Genomic DNA, 11,708 nt, shown 5'->3' with positions numbered 1-11,708 from the left:
CCCCTCACCGGGTCGCGCTCCGGCCACCGGCGTGCTCGCGCGCCCTTCTTCGGCATCTTCCGCCCTCGTTCTCGAAGGAATCGTCATGCCCACAAACAGCTCAGCCGGTCGGGTCTCCCGCCGTCGTGCCCGAAGATCACTCCTCGCGGTGACCTCCGGGCTCGGACTCGTTCTCGCCTCCGGGCTCGCACTCGCGACGCCCGCGGCGGCTCACGACGGCGTCGACCACGGCACCGAGCCCGGGGCCGGCCTCGCCCTGGACTGGTCCAACTACGAGAAGGTCACGCTCACCAAGGACACCGGTGAGCCGATCGACATGGCCGTCCTGCCGGACCGGCGCGTGCTCACGACCGCGCGCAACGGCGACATCCGGCTCGTCGACCCCGACGCAGGTACGACCCGCGTGGTCAACACGATCGCGACGTACAACAACTCCGAGGACGGCCTGCAGACGGTCACCCTCGCCCCCGACTTCGAGGAGTCGGGCTGGGTCTACCTCTACTACGCGCCGCGCACCATGACCGGCCCCTACCCGACCACCACGCCTTCGGGCTCCGCCCCCAACACGCTGCCGGCCGGCCAGACCGAGGCCTACTGGGACCAGTGGAAGGGCTACAACCAGCTCACCCGGGTGAAGTGGGACGAGTCCGCCGACAGGCTGGATCTCGACACCGAGCAGGTGATCCTCAAGGTCGAGGTCCAGCGCGGTCAGTGCTGCCACGTCGCCGGTGACGTCGACTTCGACGACCAGGGCAACCTCTACCTGGCCACGGGTGACAACACCCCGGCAGGAGCCCCGGGCGCGAACGGGTACGCCCCCAACAACGACGCCCCCGGCTTCAACCCCGGCTTCGACTCCCGCCGCGGTGCGGGCAACACGAACGACCTGCGTGGCAAGATCCTGCGGGTCGCGGTCCAGGCGGACGGCTCATACACCGTCCCCGAGGGCAACCTGTTCGCCCCCGGCACGGAGGGAACGAGACCGGAGATCTTCGCGATGGGTCTGCGCAACCCGTTCCGGATGGATGTCGACGCCGCCACGGGCTCGGTGAGCTGGGGCGACTACGGCCCGGACGCCGGGGCGCCGAACGCGGACCGTGGCCCGATGGGGTACGTCGAGTGGCAGACGACCGCGATCGACGAGCCGATCAACGGCGGCTGGCCCTACTGCACCGGCGACCACTTCAACTACAACGAGTGGAACTTCGAGACGGCGACGCCGAGGGACTTCTTCGACTGCGCCGCTGGTGCGGAGAACAACTCACGGTGGAACACCGGACTCCCGACCGTTCCGCCGGCCAAGGCCGCGACCCTCTACTACGGCGACAACAACACCCACCAGCCGTGGCCCGAGCTGACCGACTTCAGCTCGGCGGGCGGTCAGGGACCGATGGGCGGTCCGGTGTACCACTACGACGCGGACAACCCCTCGCCGACGAAGTTCCCCGAGTACTGGGACGGCAAGGCGTTCTTCGCCGAGTTCTCCCAGGACTACCTGGCGGCGTTCACCGTCGACTGGCCCAGTGGCCCGGTCTCGCACATCGAGCAGTTCCTGCCCAACATCGATCTCGAGACGAACCGGCAGCCGATCACCGACAGCCCGATCGACATCGAGTTCGGGCCGGACGGGTCGCTCTATGTCCTCGACTACGGTGACGGCTTCTTCCGTGCCAACCCGGATGCCGGGCTCTATCGGATCGACTACAGCGTCGGCAACAAGGCGCCGCGCGCAGACATCGTCGCCGACCCGATCTCCAGCAGCTCGGCACCGCTGACCGTCGAGTTCGACGGTTCGGGCTCGGTCGACCCCGAGGGCGGCGCGCTCACCTACGACTGGGACCTCGACGGCGACGGCACCTTCGACGCCACCGGGGCGACCACGTCGCACACCTACGACGAGCTCGGCCGCTACACCGCCCGGCTCCGCGTCACCGACGCCGAGGGGCGTCGCGGCATCACCTCGACCTCGATCAGCGTGGGCAACGTCGCGCCGAGCATCGAGGTGGCCACGCCGGCCGACGGCGGCTTCTTCGACTGGGGCCAGGCGGTGCCGTTCCGAGTGACGACCGACGACGCCGAGGACGGGGGCGCGACGGTGTGCTCCCGGGTGACCTGGACGTTCGGCCTCGGGCACGACGTCCACGCCCACCCGCTCAGCCAGGGGACGGGGTGCCAGTTCGCGATCCCGACGCCCGCCGACGCCACCGAGCATGGTGAGACGGAGAACATCTTCGGAGTCGTCGTCATCGGCTACACCGACAACGGCGCCAACGGTGTGCCTGCGGCCAGGTCCGAGGTGTCGATGATCCTCAACCCGAAGTCGCAGGAGGCCGAGTGGGCCGACGCATCCGAGGGCGTCGCGATCGCCCCGGACGACACGGCGAGCGGCCTGCGGAAGGTCACCTCGCTCGATGCGGGCGACTGGCTCTCCTGGAAGCCCGTGAACTTCGCCGGCATCACCTCGGCGAAGCTGCGCGCCAGTGGCACCGGCAGCGTGCAGCTGCGGTCGGGGTCGGCCGACGCGACACCGTTCGCCTCGTTCGACGTCGACAGCGCGGACTGGTCCGAGACGACGTCCGACCTGACCGGAGCGCCATCGGGCAGCGGTGAGCTGTTCGTGACCTCCACCGGCGGCGTCACCCTGGACCGGATCAGGTTCGTCGGGGACGGCTTCGCCGACGTCACTCCGCCCACGGTCTCTGCGACGCTCGACCCGGCGCAGCCGACCGGGCAGAACGGCTGGTGGACGGGGAACGTGTCGGTGGCGGTCGCCGCGACCGACAACGGCACCCTGGCCTCACGGCAGCGCTCGACCAACGGTGGTCAGACCTGGGAGAACGCGAACAACCCGCTCACGGTGTCCGCGGAAGGCGTCACGACCGTCCACTACCGCGCGACCGACAACGGTGGCAACGTCTCTGAGGTCGGACAGGTCGTGGTGCGGATCGACAAGACCGCGCCGCAGGTCGCGGTCGAGGGTGTCTCCGACGGCGCCACGGTCGGCAACTCCGGGAACGCGTCATGGTCCGCTACCGACGCCACCTCCGGTGTCGGGTCCGTGGCCGCGACCCTGGACGGTGCCGCGGTCGCCGGCGACAAGCTCGCCCTGTGGCGGCTCTCGCTCGGGTCGCACACCCTCGAGGTCACCGCGACCGACAAGGCGGGACGCGCGACGACGAGGACGGTGACGTTCACGACCACCACCTCGCTGAGTGAGCTCACCGCCCTGACCGAGCGGCTCTCCCGCTCCGGCGAGATCACGCGCGCCGGGGAGAGCGTCCTGGAGAAGCGGCTCGGCCAAGCCGCCAAGCACGCCGCTGCCGGGCGCCGTGCCGCCGCGCGATCGCAGCTGCAGGAGTACGCCGACCTGGCGGCCAGCCCGCTCAACGTCGCCGATGCCGACGCGCGTGCCGCGCTGCAGCGGGACGCCAAGGCGGTGATCAGCCAACTCTGAGGTGACTCTTCCGTGCGGGTCCGAGGGGCATGTCCCTTCGGGCCCGCACGGGCCGTTCCGGACACCTTTCGTCCGGCACCTTCCTGCGCGCCGTCCTCGCCGTGGCGTAGCCGGCCGTTCGGACGTGCCGGAAACCCTTGACGGCGCTCTGAGAGCCGTTCTACGATCATTCTGATATATGAGTTGTGTATCATTCCCGGCAATCAGGAGCCCCGCATGACCATCAGTCCGCCAAGCTCGACCGCTGTTGCGTCCGTGGCGACCGTCCCGACAGCGACGACCAACGTGCTCACGCTCTCCTGCCAGGAGCGCCCGGGGATCATGCAGGCGGTCACGAGCTTCCTGTACGACCGCGGCGTCGACATCCTCGAGCACCAGCAGCACGACGACCGGATGGGGGAGCTGTTCTTCCTCCGGACCGAGTTCACCGCGGTCGACGGCGCGGACGTCGATGAGCTCACCGCCGCGTTCGGGCCGATCGCGGACCGGTTCGGGATGTCGTACACGTTCCACGACGAGCGCAAGCCGCGGTTGCTGGTGATGGTCTCCAAGTTCGGCCACTGCCTCAACGACCTCATCTTCCGGTGGCGCGGGGGGACCCTGGACGCCGAGATCGCGGTCGTGGCCTCCAACCACGAGGACCTCCGCCCGATGGCGGAGGCGGCGGGCCTGGAGTTCATCCACATCCCGGTCACGCCGGAGACCAAGCCGCAGGCCGAGCAGCGCATGCTCGACCTGGTCGAGGAGTACGACATCGACCTGGTCGTGCTCGCCCGCTACATGCAGATCCTGTCCGACGGCCTCTGCCGCCAGCTCGAGGGACGCGCGATCAACATCCACCACTCGTTCCTGCCCGGCTTCAAGGGCGCCAAGCCCTACCACCAGGCGCACGCGCGGGGCGTGAAGCTCGTCGGCGCCACCGCCCACTACGTCACCGCCGACCTCGACGAGGGCCCGATCATCGAGCAGGAGGTCAACCGGGTCGACCACACCTACACGCCCCAGGCTCTGGCTCACGTCGGCCAGGACGCCGAGTGCCTCGCGCTCTCGCGCGCCGTCCGCTGGCACTGCGAGCACCGCGTCCTCATGCACGGCTCCAGCACCGTCGTCTTCCGCTGACCACCCTCCAGAACCACCCCGAAGCCTCAGGAGAAGCTCATGCCATCGTCCCGCAGCACCGTCTCGCCCCGCACAGTCATCATCGGCGCCGGCATCGTCGGCACGAACCTCGCGGACGAACTCGTGTCCCGCGGGTGGTCCGACATCACGGTCGTCGAACAGGGCCCGCTCAACCTGCCCGGCGGCTCGACCTCGCACGCTCCCGGTCTCGTCTTCCAGATCAACCCCTCGAAGACGATGACCCTGTTCGCCAAGTACACCGTCGAGAAGTTCATGGGCCTGGAGAAGGACGGCGTGAGCTGCTTCAACCAGGTCGGCGGCCTCGAGGTTGCGACCACCGAGGCCCGCGTCGCCGAGCTCTACCGCAAGCTCGGCTACGCGAAGTCCTGGGGGATCGACGCCCGGGTCGTCGGCCCCGCCGAGTGCAAGGACCTCTACCCGCACCTCGACGAGTCGCAGGTCCTCGCCGGCCTGCACATCCCCACCGACGGCCTGGCCCGGGCGGCCCGTGCCGTCGACCTGCTCGTCGAGCGTACGCGGGCGGCCGGCGTCACCTACCTCGAGCACACCACGGTCACCGGCGTCCTACAGGAGGGCGGCCACGTCACCGGCGTCGAGACCACCAATGGTGTGGTCGAGGCCGACATCGTCGTCTCCTGCGCCGGCTTCTGGGGTGTCGAGGTGGGCAAGATGGCGGGCACCGACGTGCCGCTCCTCCCGCTGGCGCATCAGTTCATCAAGACCACCGCCGTCCCGGTCCTGGCCGGCAAGCACGACCAGCCCGACGGTGCGAGCCTGCCGATCCTGCGCCACCAGGACCAGGACCTCTACTTCCGCGAGTGGGGCGAGGGCTACGGGATCGGCTCCTACGCCCACAAGCCGATGCCGTACGTCGCCTCCGACCTCGGCCCGACCCCGGAGCACGTCGACCACGACAACATGCCGTCCCGCCTCGACTTCACGCCGGAGGACTTCGCGGGCCCGTGGGACGAGTGCCGCAAGCTGCTCCCGTGCCTGCAGGAGGCGGAGATCGCGGAGTCGTCGTTCAACGGCATCTTCTCGTTCACGCCCGACGGCGGGTCGCTCGTGGGTGAGTCCCGCGACGTCGACGGCTTCTGGGTCGCCGAGGCCGTGTGGGTCACCCACTCGGCGGGCGTGGCCCGCGCGGTCGCCGAGGTGCTGACCACGGGGCGTTCCGAGTACGACCTCGCCGACCTCGAGCTCAACCGGTTCGAGGAGACGCAGCTGGCTCCGGCGTACGTCAGCGAGACCTCGCAGCAGAACTTCGTCGAGATCTACGACATCCTGCACCCGCTGCAGCCCAAGGAGTCGCCCCGCGACCTCCGGGTCAGCCCGTTCCACGCCCGCCAGGTCGAGCTCGGTGCGTTCTTCCTCGAGGCCGGGACCTGGGAGCGTCCGCACTGGTACGAGGCCAACGCCGCTCTGCTCGACCAGCTGCCCGAGGAGTGGAAGTCGCCGACGCGCGATGACTGGTCGGCCCGCTACCACTCGCCGATCGCGGCCGTCGAGGCGTGGAAGACCCGCACCGCGGTCGCCATGTACGACATGACGCCGCTGCGCCGCCTCGAGGTCTCCGGCCCCGGTGCCGAGACGCTGCTGCAGCGGCTCACCACCGGCGACGTGGCCAAGAAGCCCGGCGCGGTGACCTACACCCTGTTCCTCGACGAGCAGGGCGGGATCAAGAGCGACATCACTGTCGCCCGGCTCGAGGACGAGCTCTACCAGGTCGGTGCCAACGGCACGGTCGACCTGGCGTACCTGCGCCGGGAGGCCCGCAAGCTGCGCGCCGAGGACCCGTCGCTGGCCGCCCACGTCCGCGACACCACCGGCGGCACTTGCTGCATCGGCCTGTGGGGCCCGCTGGCCCGGGACCTGATCGCGAAGGTCAGCACCGACGACTTCACCAACGACGGGCTGAAGTACTTCCGCGGCAAGCGGGCCACGATCGGCGGGATCCCGGTCACGGCCCTGCGCCTGTCCTACGTCGGCGAGCTCGGCTGGGAGATCTACGCCTCCGCCGAGAACGGCCAGAAGCTGTGGGACGTCCTGTGGAACGCCGGTCAGGAGCACGGCGTCGTCGCCGCCGGCCGGGCCGCGTTCGGCGCGCTCCGGCTGGAGAAGGGCTACCGCTCCTGGGGCGCCGACATGACCAGCGAGCACGACCCGTACGAAGCCGGCGTCGGGTTCGCGGTCAAGTCCGCCAAGGAGGACTTCGTGGGCAAGGCGGCGCTCGAGGGCCGCTCGGTGGAGACCTCGGCCCGCCGCCTGCGCTGCCTCACCATCGACGACGGCAAGTCCATGGTGCTCGGCAAGGAGCCCGTGCTGTCGGGCGAGACCGCGGTCGGCTACGTCACCAGCGCGGCGTACGGGTTCACGATCGGCAAGCCGATCGCCTATGCCTACCTGCCGGCGGAGATCGGTGAGGGTGACCAGGTCGAGATCGAGTACTTCGGTCAGCGGATCTCGGCCACGGTCACTCCGGAGCCGCTCTTCGACCCGAGCATGAGCCGTCTGCGCGGCTGAGCCTTCGGGTGTGGATCGGGCGCCGGCCGGGTGGGCCGGCGCCCGATCGCATGTTGCGAACGCGGTCAGAGGACGCGACGGACCTCGGTGGCGAAGCTGTCGATGTGCTCACGGGTCAGCCGCTCGGCGCGCTCGGCGTCGCCGTCGGCGATCGCGTCCAGGAGCTGGGCGTGCTCGGAGATGTGGGAGGCCAGGTCGGGGAGCTTGTCGACGACCAGGCACCAGATCCGCGTCGCCAGGTTGTCGTACCTGATCAGGACGTCCTCGAGGTGCTTGTTGCCCGTGGCGCGGTAGATCATCCGGTGCACCGACATGTCGAGCCGCATCAGCGTGGGCCGGCTGTCACCCGATGCGTCGAGCCCGCGCACCCTCGCGGCCATGGCCCGCAGCTCGCCCCGCATCTGCTCCGTGGCGGCCGTCGCCGCCCGGTTCGCAGCGAACGGCTCGAGCTGCTGGCGCAGGTCGGAGATCGCGCCCAGCTCGGTCACGTCGACGGCCGTCGCGAACGTGCCCCGGCGTGGGTAGGAGACGACCAGATGATCGGTCTCCAGGCGCTTGAGGGCCTCGCGCACCGGGGTGCGGCCGAACCCGAGCGACTCCGCGAGCCTGCCGTCGTTGATCGGCTCGCCCGGCCTGATGTCGAGCATGATCAGCCGGTCCCGGATGCGCTCATAGGCCGCGTACGCCAGCGAGGTCACGGGGCTGATCGCCGGGCTGAGCGCCGGGCTGCTCGCCGGCAGGGCGGGCGCCTGAAGGTCGGTCATTCCATGTCACCGCTTTCTGATCCGGACCGTTGACAGGTGTCTTCGTCAGACAGCATACTGGTCTTCCAGAACTGATATATCAATCGTACTTCAAGAGTTTGGGAGTTCATCGTGGTTGACGTCCTGACCGCCTCGCTCGCGGACCTCGATCCCGAGGTCCGTGCGCAGATCGATGCCGAGCTGAGCCGCCAGCAGACGACGCTGGAGATGATCGCCTCGGAGAACTTCGCTCCCGCCGCCGTCATGGAGGCTCAGGGATCGGTTCTCACCAACAAGTACGCCGAGGGCTACCCCGGCCGCCGCTACTACGGGGGCTGCGAGCACGTCGACGTCATCGAGCAGCTCGCGATCGACCGCCTCAAGGCGCTCTTCTCCGCCGAGTACGCCAACGTGCAGCCGCACTCGGGCGCCCAGGCCAACGCGGCCGCGATGTTCGCCCTCCTCGAGCCCGGCGACACCATCCTCGGCCTCTCGCTGGCCCACGGTGGCCACCTCACCCACGGGATGAAGATCAACTTCTCCGGCCGCCTCTACCAGGTCGTTCCCTACGAGGTGAGCCGCGAGGACTTCCTGATCGACATGGCCGAGGTCGAGCGCCTCGCCCTCGAGCACCGGCCCAAGCTGATCGTCGCCGGCTGGTCCGCCTACCCCCGCCAGCTCGACTTCGCGGAGTTCCGCCGGATCGCCGACCTGGTCGGCGCCCGCCTCATGGTCGACATGGCCCACTTCGCCGGCCTGGTCGCGACCGGCCTGCACCCGAGCCCGGTGCCCTTCGCCGACGTCGTCACCTCGACGACGCACAAGACCCTCGGTGGTCCGCGCGGCGGCGTCATCCTCACCAACGACGCGGCGATCGCCAAGAAGATCAACTCCGCGGTCTTCCCCGGTCAGCAGGGTGGGCCGCTCGAGCACGTCATCGCCGGCAAGGCGGTCGCCTTCAAGCTCGCCGCGGAGCCCGAGTTCCGCGAGCGCCAGGAGCGTACGCTGCGGGGTGCCCGCCTCATCGCCGAGCGGCTGCTCGCCGACGACGTCGCGGCCGCGGGGGTCTCGGTGGTCAGCGGCGGTACGGACGTCCATCTCGTGCTGGTCGACCTGCGCGACTCCGAGCTCAACGGCCAGGACGGCGAGGACCGCCTCCACCGCATCGGCATCACCGTCAACCGCAACGCGGTCCCGTTCGACCCGCGCCCGCCGATGGTCTCCTCCGGCCTGCGGATCGGCACGCCCGCCCTGGCCACCCGCGGGTTCGGCGACACCGACTTCGGCGAGGTGGCCGACATCATCGCGGCCGCGCTGAAGGACGACTTCACCGACGAGACGGCCGACGCGCTGCGCGCCCGGGTCACCAACCTCGCCGAGAAGCACCCGCTCTACCCCCACCTCCTCGAGTCGAACGGAGCCGAGTGATGGCAGACCTGCTGCCCGAGCACCCCGACTTCCTCTGGCGCAACCCGGAGCCCAAGTCCTCCTACGACGTCGTCATCATCGGCGGCGGCGGGCACGGCCTGGCCACGGCCTACTACCTCGCCAAGAACCACGGCATCACGAACGTCGCCGTGCTCGAGCGCGGCTGGCTCGCCGGCGGCAACATGGCGCGGAACACGACGATCATCCGGTCCAACTACCTGTGGGACGAGTCCGCGGCGATCTACGAGCACTCCCTCAAGCAGTGGGAGGTGCTCCCCGACGAGCTCGACTACGACTTCCTCTTCAGCCAGCGCGGCGTGCTCAACCTGGCTCACACGCTGCAGGACGTACGCGACTCGGTGCGGCGCTGCGAGGCCAACCGCCTCAACGGGATCGACGCGGAGTGGCTCGACGCCGACCAGGTGAAGGAGGTCTGCCCGATCATCAACACCAGCGACAACATCCGCTACCCGGTCCTCGGTGCGACCTACCAGCCGCGCGCGGGCATCGCCAAGCACGACCACGTCGCCTGGGCGTTCGCGCGCAAGGCCGACGAGCTCGGTGTCGACCTGATCCAGGACTGCGAGGTGACCGGCTTCGTCAAGGACGGCAACCGGGTGGTCGGCGTACGGACCAGCCGCGGCACGATCGCGGCCGGCAAGGTCGCGCTCTGCGCGGCGGGGCACTCCAGCGTCCTGGCCGAGATGGCCGGCTTCGACCTGCCGATCCAGTCGCACCCGCTCCAGGCGCTCGTCTCCGAGCTCCACCAGCCCGTCCACCCCACCGTGGTGATGTCGAACCACGTCCACGTCTACGTCTCCCAGGCCCACAAGGGTGAGCTGGTCATGGGCGCGGGTGTCGATGCCTACAACGGCTACGGCCAGCGAGGCGGGTTCCACGTGATCGAGGAGCAGATGGCGGCGGCCGTCGAGCTGTTCCCGATCTTCGCCCGTGCGCATCTTCTGCGGACCTGGGGCGGCATCGTCGATGTCACGCCGGACGCCTCCCCGGTGGTGAGCAAGACGCCGATCGACCAGCTCTACGTGAACTGTGGCTGGGGGACCGGCGGCTTCAAGGGCACCCCGGGTGCCGGCTGGACGCTGGCGCACACGATCGCCCACGACGAGCCCCACGAGTACAACGCACCGTTCGCTCTCGAGCGATTCAGCACCGGTGCCCTCATCGACGAGCACGGCGCCGCCGCCGTGGCCCACTGAAAGGAGCCGACGATGATCCTCATCAGCTGCCCCGACTGCGGCGCCCGCGACGAGACCGAGTTCCACTACGGCGGTCAGGCCCACGTCCCCTACCCGGAGGACCCGAGCGCCCTCAGCGACGAGGAGTGGGGCCGCTACCTCTTCTACCGCGAGAACACCAAGGGCATCTTCGCCGAGCGCTGGGTCCACAGCTCCGGCTGCCGCAAGTGGTTCAACGTCCTTCGCGACACCGTCACCTACCGCATCGCCGCCGTCTACCGGAACGGCGAGCCACGCCCCACCCTGGATGGAGACTCGCAGTGAACACGACGTCCCACCGCCTCACGGACGGCGGCCGCATCGACCGATCGACCCGTCTCGCCTTCAGCGTCGACGGCCAGGAGTACGCCGGGCACGCCGGTGACACCCTCGCCTCGGCACTGATCGCCAACGGCGTGCTCGAGTGCGGTCCCTCGCTCTATCGGCAGCGGCCCCGTGGCGTACTCGCTGCCGGGCTCGAGGAGTCCAACGCGCTGGTCAAGGTGCGGCGTCCCGGCGACTCGGTCGACGAGTCGATGCTCCCGGCCACGACCGTCGAGCTCGTCGACGGTCTCCGGGCCGACTACCTCAGCGGCCTCGGCGATCTCGATCCTGGCGACGACACCGCGATCTACGACAAGAAGTACGTCCACACCGACGTCCTCGTCATCGGCGCCGGCCCCACCGGGCTCGCCGCGGCGCGCACCGCCGCGGCCTCCGGCGCCCGGGTGATCCTCGTCGACGACCAGCCCGAGCTCGGCGGGTCGCTCCTCTCCGCCCGCGACCTCGGCGTCGAGGGCACCGACAGCGACACCTGGCTGGGTGAGGTCACCGCGGAGCTCGCGGCAGCCCCCGAGGTCACCGTCCTCACCCGGACCAACGCCTTCGGCAGCTACGACGCCAACTACGTGATCGCCCTCGAGAGCCGGCTGGACCACCTCGACGCGTCCGCCAAGGAGGCCCTCGCCGGTCTGTCGCGACAGCGTCTGTGGCACATCCGGGCACAGCAGGTCATCGTCGCCACCGGTGCGCACGAGCGTCCGCTCGTGTTCGGCAACAACGACCGCCCCGGCGTGATGCTGGCCTCCGCCGTCCGCACCTACCTGAACCGCTACGGCGTGGCCGCGGGCTCCGACGTCCTGCTCGCCACCACGAACGACAGCGCCTACGAGGTCGCCGCCGACC

The 11,708-nt window shown here is 69.8% G+C and carries 8 protein-coding genes; 7 read left to right on the top strand and 1 reads right to left on the bottom strand.

Annotated elements, in window-relative coordinates:
* Positions 1-85: 85 nt before the first annotated feature.
* The 3 genes from ACFU7D_RS25230 to ACFU7D_RS25220 all read left to right on the top strand — a co-directional run bounded on the left by ACFU7D_RS25230 (position 86) and on the right by ACFU7D_RS25220 (position 7,117).
* A complete protein-coding gene (locus ACFU7D_RS25230; RefSeq protein ID WP_378872546.1) occupies positions 86-3,454 on the top strand; it encodes a PQQ-dependent sugar dehydrogenase in 3,369 nt (1,122 codons plus the stop codon).
* A gap of 216 nt (positions 3,455-3,670) precedes the next feature.
* Positions 3,671-4,573: a formyltetrahydrofolate deformylase gene (gene purU / locus ACFU7D_RS25225; RefSeq protein WP_378725762.1), complete on the top strand. Its 903-nt coding sequence runs from the start codon at positions 3,671-3,673 to the stop codon at positions 4,571-4,573.
* A 39-nt stretch (positions 4,574-4,612) separates the two neighbouring features.
* A complete protein-coding gene (locus tag ACFU7D_RS25220) occupies positions 4,613-7,117 on the top strand; it encodes an FAD-dependent oxidoreductase (RefSeq protein WP_378872543.1) in 2,505 nt (834 codons plus the stop codon).
* 65 nt (positions 7,118-7,182) lie between these two features.
* On the opposite strand, the gene ACFU7D_RS25215 is transcribed toward ACFU7D_RS25220, so the two are convergent.
* Positions 7,183-7,881 carry a GntR family transcriptional regulator gene (locus ACFU7D_RS25215; RefSeq protein WP_378725758.1) on the bottom strand — a complete coding sequence of 233 codons (699 nt, stop codon included), beginning with the start codon at positions 7,879-7,881 and terminating at the stop codon, positions 7,183-7,185.
* A 111-nt stretch (positions 7,882-7,992) separates the two neighbouring features.
* Here ACFU7D_RS25215 and glyA point away from each other — a divergent pair, with 111 nt between their 5' ends.
* The 4 genes from glyA to ACFU7D_RS25195 form a co-directional block, all read left to right on the top strand.
* Positions 7,993-9,288, top strand: coding sequence for a serine hydroxymethyltransferase (glyA, locus tag ACFU7D_RS25210; RefSeq protein ID WP_378725756.1), 1,296 nt, complete (start codon positions 7,993-7,995; stop codon positions 9,286-9,288).
* A complete protein-coding gene (locus tag ACFU7D_RS25205) occupies positions 9,288-10,505 on the top strand; it encodes a sarcosine oxidase subunit beta family protein (protein ID WP_378725752.1) in 1,218 nt (405 codons plus the stop codon). The genes glyA and ACFU7D_RS25205 overlap by 1 nt, the downstream gene beginning before the upstream one ends.
* Before the next feature lie 12 nt (positions 10,506-10,517).
* A complete protein-coding gene (locus ACFU7D_RS25200; protein ID WP_378872540.1) occupies positions 10,518-10,808 on the top strand; it encodes a sarcosine oxidase subunit delta in 291 nt (96 codons plus the stop codon).
* Positions 10,805-11,708, top strand: a 904-nt coding sequence (locus ACFU7D_RS25195) for a (2Fe-2S)-binding protein (RefSeq protein WP_378872538.1), incomplete at its 3' end; no start/stop codon positions are given. The genes ACFU7D_RS25200 and ACFU7D_RS25195, both read left to right, overlap by 4 nt.

Source organism: Nocardioides sp. NPDC057577, from assembly GCF_042801335.1.
Lineage (GTDB): Bacteria > Actinomycetota > Actinomycetes > Propionibacteriales > Nocardioidaceae > Nocardioides.
Note: the sequence above shows the minus strand (reverse complement) of the source record. Positions and strands in the feature narration are given on the sequence as shown.